At 37.6% G+C, this 19,638-nt stretch carries 16 protein-coding genes; 12 read left to right on the top strand and 4 right to left on the bottom strand.

Annotation, left to right across the window (positions count from 1 at the left end; translation table 11 throughout):
• The first annotated feature begins 9 nt into the window (after positions 1–9).
• On the top strand, positions 10–1,035 hold the full coding sequence (locus AC0JIQ_RS10715) for a methionine ABC transporter ATP-binding protein (protein WP_474201637.1): 1,026 nt from the start codon (positions 10–12) through the stop codon (positions 1,033–1,035).
• Positions 1,032–1,727 (top strand): methionine ABC transporter permease, encoded by a 696-nt coding sequence (locus AC0JIQ_RS10720; protein WP_004661291.1) that lies wholly within the window; start codon positions 1,032–1,034, stop codon positions 1,725–1,727. The genes AC0JIQ_RS10715 and AC0JIQ_RS10720 overlap by 4 nt, the downstream gene beginning before the upstream one ends.
• A gap of 57 nt (positions 1,728–1,784) precedes the next feature.
• Here the strand turns inward: AC0JIQ_RS10720 and AC0JIQ_RS10725 are convergent, their stop codons facing one another.
• Positions 1,785–2,651 carry an arginase family protein gene (locus tag AC0JIQ_RS10725; RefSeq protein WP_004661290.1) on the bottom strand — a complete coding sequence of 289 codons (867 nt, stop codon included), beginning with the start codon at positions 2,649–2,651 and terminating at the stop codon, positions 1,785–1,787.
• Positions 2,645–3,631 (bottom strand): hypothetical protein, encoded by a 987-nt coding sequence (locus AC0JIQ_RS10730; RefSeq protein WP_474201638.1) that lies wholly within the window; start codon positions 3,629–3,631, stop codon positions 2,645–2,647. Before AC0JIQ_RS10730 ends, AC0JIQ_RS10725 begins: the two co-directional genes overlap by 7 nt.
• Positions 3,632–4,003: 372 nt before the next feature.
• Between AC0JIQ_RS10730 and gloB the strand changes: the two genes are divergently transcribed.
• From gloB to AC0JIQ_RS10770, 8 genes are all read left to right on the top strand, one after another.
• Positions 4,004–4,735 carry a hydroxyacylglutathione hydrolase gene (gene gloB, locus AC0JIQ_RS10735; protein ID WP_474201640.1) on the top strand — a complete coding sequence of 244 codons (732 nt, stop codon included), beginning with the start codon at positions 4,004–4,006 and terminating at the stop codon, positions 4,733–4,735.
• A 286-nt stretch (positions 4,736–5,021) separates the two neighbouring features.
• The gene (locus tag AC0JIQ_RS10740; RefSeq protein WP_004661287.1) at positions 5,022–5,228 is read left to right on the top strand and encodes a hypothetical protein; all 207 of its coding nucleotides are present in this window, start codon (positions 5,022–5,024) and stop codon (positions 5,226–5,228) included.
• Positions 5,229–5,525: 297 nt separating this feature from the next.
• The gene (ahcY, locus tag AC0JIQ_RS10745) at positions 5,526–6,908 is read left to right on the top strand and encodes an adenosylhomocysteinase (protein WP_474201641.1); all 1,383 of its coding nucleotides are present in this window, start codon (positions 5,526–5,528) and stop codon (positions 6,906–6,908) included.
• Between the two features lie 74 nt (positions 6,909–6,982).
• Positions 6,983–7,819 (top strand): methylenetetrahydrofolate reductase [NAD(P)H], encoded by an 837-nt coding sequence (gene metF / locus AC0JIQ_RS10750; protein WP_004661285.1) that lies wholly within the window; start codon positions 6,983–6,985, stop codon positions 7,817–7,819.
• Between the two features lie 21 nt (positions 7,820–7,840).
• A complete protein-coding gene (locus tag AC0JIQ_RS10755; RefSeq protein ID WP_474201642.1) occupies positions 7,841–8,563 on the top strand; it encodes a 16S rRNA (uracil(1498)-N(3))-methyltransferase in 723 nt (240 codons plus the stop codon).
• Between the two features lie 115 nt (positions 8,564–8,678).
• Positions 8,679–11,555, top strand: coding sequence for an EAL domain-containing protein (locus AC0JIQ_RS10760; RefSeq protein ID WP_474201643.1), 2,877 nt, complete (start codon positions 8,679–8,681; stop codon positions 11,553–11,555).
• A 192-nt stretch (positions 11,556–11,747) separates the two neighbouring features.
• Positions 11,748–14,018, top strand: a complete 2,271-nt coding sequence (locus tag AC0JIQ_RS10765; protein WP_474201644.1) for an NADP-dependent malic enzyme — start codon at positions 11,748–11,750, stop codon at positions 14,016–14,018.
• A gap of 97 nt (positions 14,019–14,115) precedes the next feature.
• Positions 14,116–15,342, top strand: a complete 1,227-nt coding sequence (locus AC0JIQ_RS10770; RefSeq protein ID WP_474201645.1) for a multifunctional CCA addition/repair protein — start codon at positions 14,116–14,118, stop codon at positions 15,340–15,342.
• A gap of 74 nt (positions 15,343–15,416) precedes the next feature.
• On the opposite strand, the gene tsf is transcribed toward AC0JIQ_RS10770, so the two are convergent.
• Both tsf and rpsB read right to left on the bottom strand, forming a co-directional pair.
• Positions 15,417–16,295 (bottom strand): translation elongation factor Ts, encoded by an 879-nt coding sequence (gene tsf, locus AC0JIQ_RS10775; protein ID WP_004661274.1) that lies wholly within the window; start codon positions 16,293–16,295, stop codon positions 15,417–15,419.
• Between the two features lie 137 nt (positions 16,296–16,432).
• Complete coding sequence (gene rpsB, locus AC0JIQ_RS10780; RefSeq protein ID WP_004661273.1) at positions 16,433–17,185, bottom strand: 30S ribosomal protein S2; 753 nt, start codon at positions 17,183–17,185, stop codon at positions 16,433–16,435.
• 222 nt (positions 17,186–17,407) lie between these two features.
• Between rpsB and map the strand changes: the two genes are divergently transcribed.
• Both map and AC0JIQ_RS10790 read left to right on the top strand, forming a co-directional pair.
• Positions 17,408–18,232, top strand: coding sequence for a type I methionyl aminopeptidase (gene map / locus AC0JIQ_RS10785; protein WP_004661270.1), 825 nt, complete (start codon positions 17,408–17,410; stop codon positions 18,230–18,232).
• Positions 18,233–18,426: 194 nt separating this feature from the next.
• Positions 18,427–19,482, top strand: a complete 1,056-nt coding sequence (locus AC0JIQ_RS10790; RefSeq protein WP_474201646.1) for an OmpW/AlkL family protein — start codon at positions 18,427–18,429, stop codon at positions 19,480–19,482.
• Positions 19,483–19,638 lie beyond the last annotated feature (156 nt).

The following is a 19,638-nucleotide window of genomic DNA, read 5'->3' on the forward strand; positions in this document are numbered from 1 at the left end:
CTGACGAACATGATCCAATTTAAAAACATTTCGAAACACTATCAACTGAAAGGTCAAACGATCAACGCACTGGATCAAATTAATTTAGAGATCCCAGAAGGCAGCATCTTCGGCATTATTGGTTATAGTGGTGCAGGTAAAAGTACGTTGATCCGTTTGATTAATTTGCTTGAACGCCCGACTCAGGGACAAGTGATTATCAATCAGAAAGACTTTACTGCAATGGATGCGCGTACGCTTCGTCAAGAACGTGCAAATATCGGCATGATCTTTCAACATTTCAATTTACTGCAAACTAAAACAGTATCTGAAAATATTGAAATGCCACTCAAATTATTGGGGCATAACAAAGCTGATCGTGAAAAGCGCCTAGCAGAGCTGTTAGATTTCATCGATCTCAAGCATAAGAAAGATGCCTATCCTGATGAACTTTCAGGTGGACAAAAACAACGTGTAGGTATCGCCCGCGCGCTTGCAAACCATCCCAAAATTTTACTATGTGATGAAGCAACCTCTGCACTTGACCCTCAGACCACACAATCTGTTTTAGCGCTATTAAAAAAGATTAATAAAGAACAAAAGATTACCATTGTGATGGTCACCCATGAAATGGATGTAATTGAGTCAGTCTGTGACTATGTTGCAGTCATGGAAGCAGGCCAAGTGATTGAAACAGGGCCTACCCTCAATATTTTTAGTCAACCCCAGCATTCGACTACAAAGACCTTCATTCAAACAGTTTTGCAACAACAGTTACCAATTAATATCCTCAATAACCTTGAACATAAGCATCACAATAGTATTTATAGTCTGCAATTCTTAGGGACATCTGCTCAAGAAACCGTCATTCAAGCTGTGATTAAACAATTTGATTTGAGCTTAAATATTCTTTTTGCCAACATGACTGAAATCAATGGCACTGTGATTGGACAGATGTTTATTCAACTTTTGGGTGATTCTGCGACTATTCAAGACGCTATTAAGTTTCTTGAGCAACAAGGCGTGAAAGTTGAACAATCAGGAGTGAGCCAATGAGAGATTTAATCGTACAATGGCTTACTGAAGCTTCCGCGCCGTTTTGGCATAGTTCCCTTTCAATTGACCAATTCGTCACTGCATTACAAGAAACCTTTCAAATGGTTTTTTTCTCATTGCTTTTTGGTTGTATTTGGGGATTGATTCAAGGTGTAACTTTAGTTGTCACTCGCACAGGTGGTATCTTACAAAACCGTGCAATCTATTATTTTCTCAACCCAATTGTAAATGCACTACGTTCTTTACCATTTATCATCTTACTTATTGCAGTCATTCCATTAACCAAATTATTAGTTGGGACTTCGATTGGTACTTGGGCTGCGATTGTTCCACTCACCATTTACGTAGGTCCGTATTTAGGGCGATTGATTGAAACTTCATTACTTGAAGTGAATGAGGGTATTATTGAATCAGCTCAAGCTATGGGTGCCTCACCTTGGCAAATCATTTTTAAATTTATTATCCCCGAAGCACGTAGCTCATTAATTTTGAACCTGACCACAGGGACGATTTCCTTAATTGGTGCAACTGCAATGGCTGGCGCAGTTGGTGCAGGAGGTATCGGTGATTTAGCTATTTCCTATGGTTATCAACGCTTTGATACCAGTGTTGTTATTTTAACCGTGATTGTACTGCTAATTTTAGTTCAACTGGTTCAATCATTTGGTGATTGGTTAGCAAAATTACGCTAATCACAGCATAAGACGAAGCTCTCATTTTGAGGGCTTTTTTTGTATCTTTCTACTATTTCAAGGAAAGTAAATTTCATTTGCAGCTTTGAATGTATTGACATGTAAAGGCACTAAATCATCCAGTTCTTGATACCCACCCGCCAATACAAACAGTAATGGAATTTTCATTTTTTTTGCCATTTCAAAAACCAGGCGATCTCGTTCATATAACAACTCAGTGGTAAACCATTTTGAGCCATATTTATCTAGTTGGTGGCAGTCCATACCAGCTTGATAGATGATTAGATCTGCTTCCCAATGTGAGGCATATTGAAACGCTTCAAAAATTGCTTCGCGATACAAATCAAAATTACCCTGTTTAGGATGAATATAGCGAGTCAAACTACGTTCACCAGCCTTACAACCAAAACGAACTCCAAAAATACTAAAATTAATCAAATTGGTCATCCGATTGGTAAATATTGCTGTGCCATCGCCTCCATGTTGATCACAATCTAAAATAAAAATCCGCTTCTCAGGATTTTGTTTTGCAACCAATGCCAAGCCATTAAAAGTACAATATGCTGCACCAGATTCATAACTCGCATGATGAAAACCTTGTGCAATATTTGCAGCAATCCCTTCTTTCAATGCGATCTCAGCTCCTAAAAGCTGCCCCGCTTGCACCGACAGGATGGCATCCCGTAATTGCTCATTCCAAGGTTTAAAACCCTGAATAGTAGCAAATGCAGATTCTCCCGATAAAAAGGCTTCCACATATTCTGGGTTATGTAGTTTTTTTAATATCTCAGTATCAATTAAACCTGGATCAATTAAATCAACCATTTGATGAGTTCGCAGCACATCAGCGACGGCTGTCAGTTTTTCCATACTATTGGTATGTGTTCTTGCAAAATAGCGTGGTGCGTAACAAGCTTTTAGCATGGATGCCCTACATAAATTTGATCTTTTGCAATCTCAATCAGTTGACTTAGTTCCGTCGTATCAGGTCTAAATAATCCATTATCTACCTGTTGTTTAAAATGATATCCAAACGCACGTGCACGGTTTTTTGGCGAAACAGCCAGTGTCGTTAATCGTAAAAACCAAAAACCATTCATTTGAGCAATTGGGATCACATATCCTTTATATTGTTTATTAGGCTTCTTTTCCAGCGCATCAACTTCATAACTTGCAGAGAAAAGACTTCCTGCCGGTAAGCGCACCCCATTCATCATCAATGGCACGAGACTGATACAGGAGTGATTATCCCCCATATTCAGTTTCTCCATCATAATGGGTAAACTGTTATCATCCACGAAAATATTAATTTCACCTTGTCTCAATAAACGATGATGTGCAATTCGCAAGAAAAATTTTTCTGCCATCGGACATGAGCCAACTTTCGGCTTTTCCTCTAAAGAATGACACTCAATCATTTCAATTTGATCAATTGTTTGTGGAAGAATAATATCTGCAAGTAATTGGCAAATTAAAATGCTTTCTTCAAGCTCTGCATATTGATGGATTTTTCTAAGCTTCGCTTGAAAATCAACTTCTTGTTGCAAATTTTGAGTAAATGTATCTTGTGAATTAGAATGCTCTAAATATTGTTGTACATCAGCGTTAATATCCAAATTACGCCAAGTTTCTAACACTAAACCATATGAAGAACTTTGATTTAAAATGTTTTTCAATCCTTTAACCTCGTAGTCTTCAAAAATACGAAAATCTTGGAATCCCAACATATCACGAGGTTGTGAAACAAATTCAGCGATCACACGAGTGGCTTGAGTATAACCACAACCACGGCGCTCTGTTTGATGGCTAAAATGCTCATTCAACATTTCTGTGAGTTTGGAAGACAAAGGATATAAATATTTTTTGAAGATAACGACAATCTCATGATCTACCAAATCAGTCATAATGCTCTCACTTTATTCTTATGATTTATTTTTCATTTCATCTTTAAATGTTTTACTTCGTTAAATATTGTTAAATCTAATTTTTAAACTATGTTAGCTTTAATTAAGTATTTTTCACACCACCAAAGATGAATATAAACCATTAATTTATCAAAACTTTATATCATATTTATAGAAAAAGTATAACTTGTCAACTTGAAAAATACTTCATGATTGAAGCTGTCATAATATGCCCTAAAAAGTCAGCATTATGTATCAATTCTTACCAAGCTTTTGCACTCTTATACATTTACACTTAAACTAATTATGATTTGATTATTCAAATACTCTATTGATCAATAACCACATAAAACAGAGATTTAGGATTCGGCCATGCATTATAAGATTCATGCAATTGACGTAAAAAATGCCTTAAAAAACTATATTTGGTTATTAGAAGATACTCATACGCAAGAAGTCGTAGCAATTGATCCAACAGAAGCAGCACTTGTTACCGATTTTTGCGAACAACATCAACTTGAGTTGAAACAAATCTGGTTAACACATTGGCATCGCGATCATACTGATGGTGTACAAGGTCTATTGGCTGACCAAAATTTACCTGTTTTCGGTCCACGTGATGAACTCAGTAAAATTTCGTTTATATCGAATCCGCTGCAACATAACGACCATTTTCACTTTAATGATTTAAAAGTTGAAATTATCGCCACACCAGGACATACACTAGGTCATATTGTTTATTTTATTGAAGAAATACACACACTTTTCTCTGGTGACACATTATTTGCAATGGGCTGTGGGCGCCTATTTGAGGGTTCTGCTGAACAAATGTACCACTCATTAAATCGCTTAGCAGCATTGCCAATACAAACCAAAGTTTATTGTACACATGAATATACGCTTGCAAATGCTGAGTTTGCATTAACAATTGAACCTCATAACGTTGCACTACAAGAACGCATAAAGGAAGTCAAAGCATTGAGAGATGCAGAACAAATTACTTTACCGAGTACAATTGAATTAGAGCTTGAAACAAATCCTTTCTTGCGCACAGAAAGTGTCGAAGATTTCGCACGGATCAGAGCGCTTAAAGATCAGTTCTAATTTTAAAGTTCTACTTTTTAAAGGCTAAAATTTAGTTTTTAAAAAGTAGAAAGTGAAATCATTTTTTACATTTATTTTGGATCAAGATCCAATCCGAGAAAAAACAATACAAATAAATGAAATCAAATATTTAAATAATATTATCAGATAAAATTTAAGTTTAATTTCAGTTTCAATTAATCTAATTTTACATTAGTTACATGAAGAAAAATAAATATATGCAATCCCCCTTTAAAATTTTTTAGGTCACCCTTATTAATAAATACAAGTTAAAAGGAGTTCTGGAATGAAAAACAGAGTTGTGAAAGCAAAAAATTTATTGGCTTTTCGTATTTGGTTAGAAAAATTAGGATATTCAGTAAAAAGTTTAGCCGACAATAAAGGTTTTACCTTTAGTTTTAAAAAAGAATACGGTTTGGTCACGTGTGACTTATCTGGAAATGCCTTAGCCATGCAGCTTGGCGAAGAATTTGAAGATCATTTAAAAGCTTAATGCGATTCTTTTGTGCATACATAAGGATTTCAAAGGGATTTGGAATCCTTGATCGTTCATTCAAAAAATTTAATCACTTATCCCAATCTAATTCTTCATTTTATAGTCATCTCAAACAAAATAACATTGGAACTAAAGTCATTTCCAAGTATTATAATGCCCAGTCGAGGGATGCTGCGACGATTGATTAGCACTAAAAATCAATTTGCCAGGCTCGACGATCGGTTAGACACTCGTGCTAACCAACAACGGCATCCGCGAACAGAATGATCCATACTATTTTTCTAGGAGATCCTGATGAACGCGGTTACTGCTTCATTTACAGATTATAAAGTCGCTGATATTTCTCTTGCTGACTACGGCCGTAAAGAAATCAAACTTGCTGAAGCAGAAATGCCAGCTTTGATTGGTTTACGTAAGCGTTATTCGGCTGAAAAACCACTTGCTGGTGCAAAAATTTTGGGTTGTATTCATATGACAATCCAAACTGCAGTTTTAATCGAAACACTCGTAGAACTAGGCGCCGAAGTTCGTTGGACATCATGTAACATCTTCTCTACTCAAGATCACGCTGCTGCTGCTATTGCTGCTGCGGGTATTCCTGTGTTTGCGTGGAAAGGCGAAACTGAAGAAGAATACATGTGGTGTCTTGAACAACAAATCAATGTAAATGGCACACCTTGGGATGCCAACATGATTCTTGATGATGGTGGTGATTTAACACTACTTGTTCACGAAAAATACCCTGAAGTGATTGCAAAAATCCACGGTGTAACTGAAGAAACAACAACAGGTGTTCAACGTCTGTATGAAATGTTACGTGATGGTACTTTAAAAGTTCCTGCAATCAACGTAAATGATTCCGTAACGAAATCTAAAAATGACAACAAATATGGTTGCCGCCATTCTCTAAATGATGCGATCAAACGTGGTACAGATATGTTGTTATCTGGTCGTCGTGCACTTGTGATCGGTTACGGTGACGTAGGTAAAGGTTCTGCACAATCACTTCGTCAAGAAGGTATGATTGTACGTGTAACTGAAGTAGATCCAATCTGTGCAATGCAAGCATGTATGGATGGTTACGAAGTTGTATCTCCATACAAAAATGGCATTCAAACAGGAAAGAAAGAAGACATCAACCTCGACCTTCTTCAAAGCACTGACCTTATCGTAACGACAACGGGTAACTACCACGTTTGTGATTCAGCAATGCTTGATTCATTAAAAGCAGGTGCAGTAGTGTGTAACATCGGTCACTTTGATACTGAAATTGACACGAACTACCTCCGTGGTTATAAATGGGTTGAAGTTAAGCCTCAAGTTCACCAAGTGTATCGTTCAGAAAATGAAAATGATTACTTAATCCTTCTTTCTGAAGGACGTTTGGTTAACCTAGGTAATGCAACAGGTCACCCATCACGTATTATGGATGGTTCTTTTGCTAACCAAGTGTTGGGTCAAATGCACTTGTTCGCTGAGAAATTTGCCGATCTTCCTGAAGATCAAAAAGCTGCGAAAATCCGTGTAGAACTGATTCCTAAGAAATTAGATGAAGAAGTAGCTGCTGCAATGGTGCTTGGCTTTGGTGGTGTATTAACCCAGTTGACTCAAGTACAAGCAGATTACCTTGGCGTTCCTGTAGAAGGTCCATTCAAATCTGACGCTTATAAATACTAAGAAAATCAGGGCAGACGTTTACGGACTGCCCTTTTTTCTAAAATAATGTCTAAGCGATTAAAAAAGGATTTGAAATGACGAAACGTGTTCCTATTTCTTTTGAATTTTTCCCGCCAAAAACTGATGCTGGCGCTGAAAAGTTACGTATCGTTCACCAAGAACTACAGCTATTAAACCCAGAGTTTTTCTCAATTACTTATGGTGCTGGTGGTTCTACTCGTGAGCGCACTTTAGCAGCCATTAATGATTTTAATGGCAAAGGCACGCCCGTCGCCCCTCACCTTTCTTGTATTGGTGATGATAAAGCTCGTATTGCTGAGCTCTTAGATTTATATAAATCACAAGGGATTGACCGCATCGTAGCATTGCGTGGTGACTTACCTTCAGGTCAAGTTGGCCTTGGCGAATTACCTTACGCTCAAGATCTTGTTCGCTTTATCCGTGAACATTCAGGTGATCATTTCCATATTGAAGTGGCTGCGTATCCTGAAATGCACCCTCAAGCCGATACATTTGATGGTGACATTCAACGTTTTGTTGAAAAAGTGAATGCAGGCGCGAACGCAGGTATTACCCAATTTTTCTTCAATCCAGATGCTTATTTCTATTTCATCGAACGTATTGCCAAAGCTGGTGTGGATATTCCCGTTGCACCAGGCATCATGCCAATTACCAATGCAAGCAATTTAATTCGCTTTGCGGATGGAACTGGTGCAGAAATTCCACGTTGGATTCGCAAACAACTTGCTGCTTATGGTGATGATAGCGAAAGTATTAAAGCATTTGGCCATGAAGTGATTGTTAAACTTTGTGAACGTTTAATTGCTGGCGGAGCACCGACCTTACACTTTTACTCAATGAACCAAACAGAGCCAACTCGACAACTCGTTGTTGATCTTGGTTTAAACTAATTTGTACGAGCCTTACCCAGCATGAACCGTTTTTATATCGAAACAGAATTAAATACTGGCAATACGATTGAATTAACAGAATCGGTATTTCATCACTGGGTACGAGTGCTTCGTGCAAAAGAGCTAGATCAAGCCATCTTTTTCAATGGAAAAGGTGGTGAATATATCGTAACACTTACTGAAATTAATAAGAAAAATGCTTTTGTTTCTATTGATCAATTCAACCCTATAGATCGAACAGCACCTGTTAAAGTAATTTTAGGCCAAGTCATGAGCAAAGGTGATCGTATGGATTATGCGATTCAAAAAGCCACTGAACTTGGTGTCACAACTATTCAATTATTGACTAGTGAACGTTGTGAAATGCGGTTAAGATATGAACGTGATCAAAAGAAATTAGATCATTGGCAGTCAATTGCGATTGCAGCGTGTGAACAATGTGGAATGAACAAAGTTCCAAATGTTCTAGCACCAATTAGTTTAACCGATTGGGTAAAATCGGCACAGCTACCACAATCACGTTTTGTGTTAGCGCCAAACAAAGACCAAGAAAATGTAGTACTAAATAGCCAGCCTGATTTAGCCCTACTGATTGGTCCAGAAGGTGGTTTAAGTGAAGCAGAAATTGATGCTGCTAATCAAAATCATTTTCAAAACTGGTGTATTGGAGATCGTGTTTTAAGGACTGAAACCGCTCCAGTTGTAGCTTTATCAATTTTAAATTATCACTTTTCAACCAAATAAAGTATTTGCATTGCTTTCCATCTGGTTTAACGGTAATTTAAAATAAAACTATATCGTGTTTACAAAAAATAATGATTGTACGCATAGATAAATAATGAAAAGGACTATTCTTTGTATGCTCGGGGTTCATGAAAAAAATTTGCCACAATTTGTTTATACGGATCAAATTAACTATACGAATCATGTACGTCTATTTATATTGAGTGTGTTTTGCATTTCTCTCTTAGATTATGTTTTATTTGGATTTTTCTATTCTTTTAGTGAAAATATTTTTACGACTTGGATTAGTATTTGTCTGAGCATTTTATTTTGCTTTTATTGTATTTGTCATTTTTCGATAAAACATTATTCATCTGTTAGGTTTGCACATAAAACAAATATCGCCTTTCAAATTATTTGCTTTTTCACAGGATTATTACTAGGTATCAGTACGATTATCATCAATTATTTTTTGATCAAAGATGTACCAAATTTATCTGGTTCCCATATTTTAACTTTAACAGCACTACTACTCACCTCCTCACATATTATTGCCTTAACCTTTCTTACCCAACACGTTAAATATTTCTTTTTATTTTTTATTCCAAGTATTACCCCATTAGTTTTTTCTCAAATTTTACATCGCGACCAAGAACATACGCTTTTTTATCTTGCTTATTATTCATCTTTCTTTGCGACACTTTTATGTGCACAAGCAACTTTTAAAATTCACCAACGCTTATACCAAGTTTTAGAAAAAAATAAACAATTGGTCGATGTAGCTGAACAACACAATCAATGGACCGAAGAACTTTGCCAACAATTACAACGTGAAGTGAATAAATCGAAAGATATTGAAGCTCAATTACAATTTAACAATCATTTATTAGAACAAAAAGTTCGCGAGCGTACTTTTGATTTAACAGAAATCAATAATAGTTTGCAGGAACATCGTCAAAATTTAGCTTTTGCACATGAAACTGCAGGTATTCGACCTTGGGAATGGAATTTAGAAAATAATACTGTTGGGATTACCAATTCTCATCGTAAAGAAGTTACGCGTGATTCTGAGAATCACTATTCGTTGCTGCATAAAATCGTACATCCTGATGATGTTGAACGTGTTAAAAACACACTTTATAAACATCTATGCGGCCAAACTAAACGTTACGAAGAAACCTTCCGCATTAAACGACCGAGTGGTGAATGGGTTTGGATTCATGATGTTGGCCAAGTCATTTTAAGAAATCCTAAAGATGAGACCCCCCTACGCATGGTCGGTATTCATCGTGATATTAACCAAGAAAAGAAAGATCAAGAACGATTAAAATTAGCAGCGAGTGTATTCGAACAAGCTTCAGAAGGTATCTTTATTCTAGATGATAGCTTCCACTATCTTGAAGTTAATCCTAAATATGAACAATTAACGGGTTTAGATAAACAGTTCATATTAGAAAAACAACTTTTTGAGATTACTAAACAAAATAAACAGCATCATCATAATTTTCATCTGTCTATCCTTGATACTTTGCACGAAGAACATGAGTACGAAGGTGAGTTTCAAGAAACTTATCTTTCTGAAAAATCATGTTTCCTTTGGATCCATATCAATGCTGTAAAAGATGAATCAGATCGTGTGATTAATTATATCGGGATTGTCTCTGACCAAACTGAGCGTAAGCATCAAGAGCAACGTTTATCATATTTAACCAATTACGATACCCTGACCGACCTACCTAATCGCTTCTATTATCATCAGCAACTGCATCAATATCTGGTTAATGAGGCTTCGATACAGAATTTAGCCGTTATTAGACTCAACATTGATCGTTTCCGTGCCTTGAATGAGTTACTCAGCAATCAAGCGGGTAATGAACTTTTAAAACAAGTGGCTCAACGTTTACGTATTAGTAATATTGATGCACTTTTAGTCTCACATTTAAGTGCAGACGATTTTGCAATCATTTATGAAATGTCACCGTTACATCCGCCAATTAATCAGTTATGCAGTAACATCGTCGAAGCATTTAGTAAACCCTTTTATATCGCCAATCAAGAGTATGTGGTCAGTATTTCGATTGGCGTGGCGATTTACCCTGAGCACGGGCGTCAAGTCGACAACTTAAATACCCATGCCGAGCAAGCCTTAACAGAAGCCAAACGCTTAGGTGGAAATACAATCCGCTACTATTCTAGTGAGCGAACCAACTTCGTCGTTAAGCATACTGATTTAGAGCTTGATTTGAGAAAGGCGATTCAAAACAATGAACTCGTAGTTTATTATCAGCCAAAGATCACTGCTCAGAATTGTCAAATTAATGGATTTGAAGCACTCATTCGTTGGAAACATCCTACGAAAGGTCTAATCATGCCTGATATTTTCATTCCTTTAGCAGAAAGTACCAGTCTAATTTCTGATATTGGACGATTTGTCCTGTATGAGGCAGCGAAACAGTTACAAGAATGGCAAAAACTAGGTTTTACTAACATCCATATTGCTGTAAATATTGTTGCTCAACAAATTTTGCGTGGTCAGTTATTGCATGATATTGATGCCGTACTCGATCAATACTCTATTACAGGTAAAAATTTAGAGTTAGAAATTACTGAGTCAGCATTTTTAGAAAATACTGAGAGTGTTAAAACAATTTTGTGTGCACTGAAAGAACGTAATATTTCAATTGCACTGGATGACTTTGGTACAGGCTATTCTTCTCTGGCTTATTTAACTGAATATCCGATTGATATTTTAAAGATTGATCGTGCATTTATTTCAAAAATTGGTAATGCAAAACAAGATGCGATTGTTAATGCCATGATCGCGATGGGTAAAACAATTGGCTTAAAAGTTGTCGCTGAAGGCGTTGAAACAGAACAGCAATGTGAATACTTGAAACGACAAAACTGTGACATATTACAGGGTTACTTATTTGCTAAACCCTTAACTGCCGTACATGCGACTGAGTACTTACAGCAACATATGCGTCTAGCAATTGCAAGATATTCCATTTAAAACCATATTTTGAGCTTTTTGGCAGTTTAATTTACGCCCAATATAAATTGTCAATAAGCCTATACGTTCAGTGAAAATAAGCTTTTTTGACTGGGCGAAAACATGAACTAGTGCTATATTCTTGTGCACTTATCTTAATATAATCATCAGCCATGTATATGCCTGATTATTATCGGAACAATCGAGACTCAGATGGACGATCAATCTTTAAAAGAAGCCGCTTTGTATTACCATGAATTTCCTACACCTGGAAAAATCAGCGTGACACCGAGCAAGCAACTCGTAAACCAACGAGACTTAGCACTTGCGTATTCTCCTGGTGTTGCTGCTCCATGTCTGGAAATTGAACGTGACCCTTCTGCTGCTGCAAAATATACAGCACGTGGAAATTTGGTTGCCGTCGTGAGTAATGGTACAGCCGTGCTTGGTTTAGGAAACATTGGTCCTCTTGCTTCTAAGCCTGTTATGGAAGGTAAAGGCGTTCTATTCAAGAAGTTTGCTGGTGTTGATGTATTTGATATTGAAATTGCGGAAAATGATCCAGACAAAATCGTTGATATTGTTGCTTCATTAGAACCAACTTTTGGTGGTATCAATCTAGAAGATATCAAAGCACCAGAATGTTTCTATATCGAGAAGAAACTTCGTGAACGCATGAAAATTCCTGTGTTCCATGATGACCAACATGGTACAAGTATTATCGTAGGTTCAGCGTTATTGAATGCTTTACAACTCGTTAATAAAAAAATTGATGAAATTAAAATCGTTGCATCAGGTGCTGGTGCTGCTGCATTGTCATGTTTAGATTTACTTTGTGCATTAGGCGTAAATAAATCGAATATTATTGTAGCTGATTCTCGTGGTCTTCTAACAACTTCACGTGAAGGACTTGATGAATCGAAAAAACGTTATGTTCAAGATATTTCAGCGACTCAATTACATGAAGTAATGACTGGCGCAGATATGTTCTTGGGTCTTTCTGCAGCAGGAATTTTAACCAAAGAAATGGTTAAAGAAATGGCTGAAAACCCAATTATTTTTGCACTTGCAAACCCAGATCCAGAAATCTTACCTGAACATGCGCACGAAGTTCGCCCAGATGTGATTATGGCAACTGGTCGTTCAGACTATCCAAACCAAGTAAACAATGCGCTTTGTTTCCCATATATTTTCCGTGGTGCACTCGATGTCGGTGCTACAACGATCAACGAAGACATGAAAATTGCTTGTGTACATGCGATTGCACGTATGGCGCATGTTGAAGCAGATGCTGCGACTTACGGTGAAAAATCTGCATCATTCGGTCGTGATTACTTGATCCCTCGCCCTTTAGACCAACGCTTGATTTTAGAAATCGCGCCTGCGGTTGCTAAAGCTGCAATGGATTCTGGTGTTGCGACACGTCCAATTGAAGATTTCTCTGTATATCGTCAAAGACTTTCTGAGTTTGTATATAACTCAGCATTCTTAATGAAACCGATTTTCTCACAAGCAAAAACTGATCCTAAGCGTATTGCATATGCCGAGGGTGAAGATCAACGTGTATTACGTGCGGTTCAAATTGTTGTAGATGAAGGTCTAGCTAAACCAATTCTTGTTGGTCGTACAGCCGTTATTGAAGACAATATCAGAAAACTTGGTTTACGCTTACAGCACGGTGTCAATATTGAAATCGTCGATCAAGAAAAAAATCCTTTATATGATGATTTCTGGAAAGACTACTACAATACAATGCAACGTAAAGGCGTAACTGTTGAATATGCACAACGTGAAGCACGTCGTCGTTCAACCTTAATCGCCGCATTGCTAGTTAAATTTGGCAAAGCTGATGGTATGTTATGTGGTACTTATGCGAGCTACGATATCCATTTAGATTTCGTTAAAAACGTAATCGGTTTAAAAGATGGTCGTAGTACATTCTTTACACTCAATGCATTAATGCTTGAAGATCGTAACTTGTTTATTGCCGATACCTATGTAAATACCAATCCAACTGCTGAACAACTTGCAGAGATGACTATTTTAGCAGCCGAAGAAGTGCGTCGTTTTGGTATGACCCCTCGTGTCGCTTTACTTTCTCACTCAAGTTTTGGAAGCGATCAAGTTGATCCAAGTGCTCAGAAAATGCGTGAAGTTTATCGTTTACTTTCTGAACAAGCGCCTGAACTTGAAGTTGAAGGTGAAATGCATGGTGATGCTGCATTAGATGATAATATTCGTCATTTTGCATTTCCAAATTCACGCTTTAAAGGTTCAGCAAACTTGTTGATTATGCCGAATTTAGATTCTGCAAACATTTCATTCAACTTGTTAAAAGCAACATCTGGTAATAATGTAACGATTGGTCCAATCTTGTTAGGCGCAGCAAAGCCAGTTCATATTTTAACACCGACAGCAACTACCCGCCGTCTAGTGAATATGACAGCTTTAACTGTTGCTGAAATTCAGCAAAGCCAAAACTGATACAGTTTAAGCATAGCTTTTAACATTAAAAGCTATGCTTAGTGCTTGAGAAAACCTCTATTCTGTAGCATGATTGTGTGAAGAATAGAGGTTTTTTATGCAAGTTTATTTAGTAGGCGGTGCTGTTCGAGATCATTTACTCGGTCACCCCTATCACGAAAAAGATTATGTTGTGGTTGGAGCAACACCTGAACAATTATTATCTGAAGGCTACCAACCCGTTGGAAAGGATTTTCCTGTATTTCTTCATCCAAAAACAAAAGAAGAATACGCACTAGCACGTACTGAAAGAAAATCAGGCATTGGCTATCACGGATTCCAATTTTTTACTGATACCACTGTTAAATTAGAAGAAGATTTAATTCGCCGTGACTTAACGATTAATGCAATGGCAATGGATGAAACTGGACAAGTTTATGATCCATATGGTGGTCAAAAAGATCTTGATCAGAAAATCCTACGCCATGTTTCTGATGCATTTACAGAAGACCCCTTACGTGTGCTACGTGTTGCTCGCTTCGCTGCTCGTTATGCTAGTTATGGATTTGAAATTGCACAAGAAACTTTGCAATTAATGAAAAGGATTGCCAATTCAGGAGAACTCAATGCTTTAACACCTGAACGTGTATGGAAAGAGACTTCTCGTGCATTGATGGAAGATCATGCCGATATCTATTTTCAAACATTAAGAGATTGTGATGCGCTAAAAGTACTGTTTCCTGAGATAGATGCGTTATTTGGTATTCCACAACGCCCAGAGTACCATCCTGAAATAGATTGTGGTGTACACACCTTAATGGCACTAAAACAAGCTTGTCAGGCCAACTATGGACTAGATGTACGTTTTGCTGTTTTGGTGCATGATTTAGGGAAAGCACTTACCCCAACTGAGGAATTACCACGGCATATCATGCATGAGGAACGTGGATTAGAACCCGTTACAAACGTATGTGAACGCTTGAAAGTTCCCACACATCTTAAAAATTTAGCTTTAATTGTTTGCAAAGAACATCTGAAATGCCATCAAATCAAGAATTTGAAACCTGGTACTGTATGGCGTTTACTACAGCGCTTGGATGTTTTACGAAAACCAGAAAAAGTCATTGCTTTTGTGCAGGCTTGTGAATGCGATGCTAAAGGTCGATTAGGTTTAGAAGATCGCCCTTACCCACAAGCACAGTATATTTTGGATGCCATGGAGATTGTTCGGAATATTAGAGCACAGGATTTACCAGAACATGTTCAAGGTGCAGAAATTGGCGAAATGCTCATTCAGTATCGGATTGAAGCATTGGCAAAACTTAAAGAAACACATGAGGAATAATTTTAAAAAATTAACATAAATAAAAACCCAGTCATTATGACTGGGTTTTTTAACTTTTACTGATTCAATAAAAATTATTGAGCAGCAGCAGCTTGAGCAGCAGCAACTTCGTCAGCAAAGCTCATTTCAGCTTTCTTCTCAATACCTTCACCTACTTCGAAGCGAACGAATTGAGCTACAACTGTACCCGTTGCTTTTAATACGTCAGCAACTTTCTTGTCGTTATCGATAACATACATTTGACGATCAAGTGCAACTTCGTTCAAGTATTTCTCAACTGAACCAGTTACCATCTTCTCAACGATGTTTGCAGGCTTACCTGATTCTAATGCTTTCGCTTCAGCAATTTCTTTCTCTTTAGCGATCAAGTCAGCAGAAACAGATTCAGCATTTACTGCAACTGGGTTGAACGCAGCAACGTGCATTGCAATACCTTTACCAGTGTCAGCATCACCTGTGTAAGAAACAACAACACCGATTTTTAAACCGTGCTTATAAACAGCCAAGTTTTCGCCTTCAACGATTTGAGCACGACGAACTTGAATGTTTTCACCAATTTTTTGAACAAGTGCAACACGAGCTTCTTCTACAGTTGCGCCATCTTCAAGTTTAAGTTCAGCAATTTTTGCAGCATCAGTTTCGTTTGCAGCAAGTGCAGCAGCAGCAACTTTATCAGAGAAATTTTTGAAGTTTTCGTCTTTAGCAACGAAGTCAGTTTGACAGTTAACTTCAACAAGAATTGCTTTATTACCGTTTTGGATGATAGTGATCGCACCATCAGCAGCAATGTTACCTGCTTTTTTAGCAGCTTTTGCTTGACCTGATTTACGAAGGTTATCAATCGCAAGTTCAATGTCACCGCCTGCTTCTGTTAATGCTTTTTTGCATTCCATCATTGCAAGACCAGTACGGTCACGTAATTCTTTTACCATGCTTGCAGTAATTGCAGTCATGTTGATCTCCTAAAATCGGTAGAAAATAAATCTGTTCAACAAAAACGGCCCAAAGAAACTCTGGACCGTTTGCAATCTCGACGCTTAATTTGCCACCATTACATGTCGCAAAAATGACAAGCTTGCGTCAAACCGCATTAAGCCTCAGAAGCGTCTTTTGCAGCGTCATCGCCTTTAGCTTGTGCATTCGCTTGTGATTGAGCATATTCTTTACCAGCAAGAATTGCATTTGCCATAGCTGATGCATATAAAGTTACTGCACGGATCGCATCGTCATTACCAGGAATAACATAATCAACGTTATCTGGGTTAGAGTTTGTATCAACGATACCGATTACAGGAATACCTAAGTTTTTCGCTTCTTTGATTGCAATCGCTTCGTGATCAACGTCGATTACAAATAATGCGTCAGGTAAACCACCCATGTTTTTAACGCCGCCTAAAGCACGTTCAAGTTTTTCCATCTCACGAGTACGCTCTAAAGCTTCACGTTTAGTAAGCTTAGCAAAAGTACCATCTTGAGATTGAGTTTGAAGATCTTTTAAACGGTTGATAGATTGGCGAAGTGTTTTCCAGTTCGTCAACATACCACCTAACCAACGGTGATCTACATAAGGTTGACCAGCACGTTGAGCTTGTTCACGGATGATGTTAGAAGCAGCACGTTTAGTACCAACGAACAATACTTTGTTCTTTTTGCTTGCAAGATTGTTAACAAAGTTCAAAGCATCATTTAACGCAGGAACAGTGTGCTCAAGGTTGATGATGTGAATTTTGTTACGCGCGCCGAAAATATATTGACGCATTTTTGGGTTCCAAAAACGAGTTTGGTGACCAAAGTGTGCGCCTGCTTGAAGAAGGTCGCGCATGCTTACGTTGTAATCTGCCATTTTCTTTACCTTAAAGTTTGGGTTAGGCCTCCATATATCCGCATTCTCCACCTATTGCTAGGCACCCAGAGTAATGTGTCGATATATGTGCGGATTTTTGATAACTATTCATCAGTTTTTCGCACAACTTTTATAAGCAAAATTGTCACGAAAAGCATTTGATAAAATAGGCGGCTATTTATACCATAGACGCTTGCAAATTACCAAAAGTTTTTAGAGATCATGAACACGACTTATACAGCTCCTCGTCGATTAATCAAAACGCCCGAAGAAATTGAAAAGATGCGTGTTGCAGGAAAACTAGCGGCTGAAATTTTAGACATGATTAAGCCGTATATTAAAGCAGGCGTAAATACCCTAGAACTTGATACAATTTGTCGTAATCACATTGAAAATGTACAACAAGCAATTCCAGCATGTGTTGGCTATGGCGCTGCACCTGGTCGCCCAGCATTTCAACATTCGATTTGTACTTCGGTTAACCATGTCGTTTGTCATGGTATTCCCTCTGAAAGTAAAGTTTTAAAAAATGGTGATATTCTCAATATTGATGTAACAGTCATTAAAGATGGTTATCACGGCGATACCAACATGATGTATATCGTCGGTGGAGAGACTTCTATTCTTGCGAATCGTCTCTGCCAAGTTGCACAAGAAGCCATGTATCGCGGTATGGCCACGGTTAAACACGGCTCATATCTTGGCGATATTGGACATGCAATCCAACAATATGTTGAGTCTGAACGTTTTAGCGTTGTACGTGAATATTGTGGTCATGGTATTGGCAATGTCTTCCATGATGAACCACAAGTTTTACACTATGGTCAGAAAGGTACAGGTATGCGCTTAGAAGCAGGCATGACCTTTACCATTGAGCCAATGGTCAATGCAGGGGTTTGGCAAACAAAACTTTTAGGTGACAAATGGACTGTCGTTACTAAAGACCACAAACTTTCAGCTCAGTATGAACATACGATTTTGGTAACAGAAACAGGCATCGAAGTACTTACTGCTCGTCCTGAAGAAGATTTATCTCGTTTTATGTAATTTATTTCGTTAAAGAAAAGCTACTTTGGTAGCTTTTTTTCATATTCATAATTTCTTCATCAATTCATCTAAATCAAACAAAAGTCTTCATAAGCATAACAATTATAAATTTTAACTAAACAAACCGTTTAGTAAAAAACGTTATTTTTATCATAATAAAAAGTTTCTTATAAATCGGACATGGAGTCCTCACTATGAAAAAACGCATGCTATGCATTGCAGTAGGAATTGCTGCAACCCTACCCACTATTAGTTTTGCGGAGTCACCTTATTTTAGTTTAAAAGATGGAGATGGTTTCAAACGTTTCTCTCTTTCAGCTGGTTGGTTACATGCCATGCCACAAGGTTCTGCAAATCCTATTAATATCAATACGACTGTAGCTGAGGGAACACAATCTAAAGTAGGTGATGTATCTAAACAAGCCGTATTAGATGCAGCAGTCAAAGATTCCAATCCAATCGTTTACGGCGCCATTAATTTATGGCCAACCGATACTGTATCTGGACTTGCAACAGGTACAGCTACAATTAAAGGATTATCCAACTGGCAAAGCCAAGGAACAGGTTTAGAAGCAGACAATGTAGATACCGTTGGTATTATGGCGAATTATCACTTTACTGATAATTTATCTCTAGAGATTAAGGCAGGAATTCCTCCAAAAGTTGATATTAAAGGGAAAGGCGACATATACGCGCCATTAAATGGATCAGCAAGTACTATTTTAGGTGATATTGACTTAAAACAGGATATTCATATCACAGATCTGACCCAAGGAGGCAAAGCAGCAACTGCACGTGCTTGGCTACCTGCGGTGGAACTCCATTACCAGTTTGGTAAATCAGGCGTGAATAAATTCCGACCTTACGTTGGCGCAGGCGTGATGTATGCTTATTTTAATGATCTTAAAATGAACTCGGGCATAGAATCTGATTTAGTAAAAGCTGGTCACATGATCCAAAATATCCATGACGGCAAAGCGGGAGCTGCCTTAGATGGTAAGACATCATCAGCAGATCCTATTGTCAAATTGGAGGCGACTGATACTTTTGCTCCGATTGTCACAGTAGGCGCAACTTATGATTTCAATCCGAATTGGTTTGCCGTTGGATCCGTTTCTTATTCCAAAATGAATAATGAAGCAAAAATCTATGTGACAGACCGCAATACAGGTAAAGAATTGATCCAAGCAAATACCAAAATTGATATAGACCCACTCATTACTTATTTAGGCGTTGGCTATCGTTTTTAGCTAAAATTAAAAAAACAGCTTCGGCTGTTTTTTATTTATCGCCACCTTTTAAATCATCATGCATAAAAAACATGCACCAATTGCAATCATTTTCGAAATAATGAAGAAATATAAATATTAATAAAGCATATGAGATTCATTGATAAATAGCACCCA

The organism is Acinetobacter sp. FB (genome assembly GCF_056033405.1).

Coding starts and splice junctions, on each gene's coding strand:
- AC0JIQ_RS10715 (WP_474201637.1), top strand. CDS start 10: ATGATCCAATTTAAAAACATTTCGAAACACTATCAACTGAAAGGTCAA.
- AC0JIQ_RS10720 (WP_004661291.1), top strand. CDS start 1,032: ATGAGAGATTTAATCGTACAATGGCTTACTGAAGCTTCCGCGCCGTTT.
- AC0JIQ_RS10725 (WP_004661290.1), bottom strand. CDS start 2,651: ATGCTAAAAGCTTGTTACGCACCACGCTATTTTGCAAGAACACATACC.
- AC0JIQ_RS10730 (WP_474201638.1), bottom strand. CDS start 3,631: ATGACTGATTTGGTAGATCATGAGATTGTCGTTATCTTCAAAAAATAT.
- gloB (WP_474201640.1), top strand. CDS start 4,004: ATGCATTATAAGATTCATGCAATTGACGTAAAAAATGCCTTAAAAAAC.
- AC0JIQ_RS10740 (WP_004661287.1), top strand. CDS start 5,022: ATGAAAAACAGAGTTGTGAAAGCAAAAAATTTATTGGCTTTTCGTATT.
- ahcY (WP_474201641.1), top strand. CDS start 5,526: ATGAACGCGGTTACTGCTTCATTTACAGATTATAAAGTCGCTGATATT.
- metF (WP_004661285.1), top strand. CDS start 6,983: ATGACGAAACGTGTTCCTATTTCTTTTGAATTTTTCCCGCCAAAAACT.
- AC0JIQ_RS10755 (WP_474201642.1), top strand. CDS start 7,841: ATGAACCGTTTTTATATCGAAACAGAATTAAATACTGGCAATACGATT.
- AC0JIQ_RS10760 (WP_474201643.1), top strand. CDS start 8,679: ATGCTCGGGGTTCATGAAAAAAATTTGCCACAATTTGTTTATACGGAT.
- AC0JIQ_RS10765 (WP_474201644.1), top strand. CDS start 11,748: ATGGACGATCAATCTTTAAAAGAAGCCGCTTTGTATTACCATGAATTT.
- AC0JIQ_RS10770 (WP_474201645.1), top strand. CDS start 14,116: ATGCAAGTTTATTTAGTAGGCGGTGCTGTTCGAGATCATTTACTCGGT.
- tsf (WP_004661274.1), bottom strand. CDS start 16,295: ATGACTGCAATTACTGCAAGCATGGTAAAAGAATTACGTGACCGTACT.
- rpsB (WP_004661273.1), bottom strand. CDS start 17,185: ATGGCAGATTACAACGTAAGCATGCGCGACCTTCTTCAAGCAGGCGCA.
- map (WP_004661270.1), top strand. CDS start 17,408: ATGAACACGACTTATACAGCTCCTCGTCGATTAATCAAAACGCCCGAA.
- AC0JIQ_RS10790 (WP_474201646.1), top strand. CDS start 18,427: ATGAAAAAACGCATGCTATGCATTGCAGTAGGAATTGCTGCAACCCTA.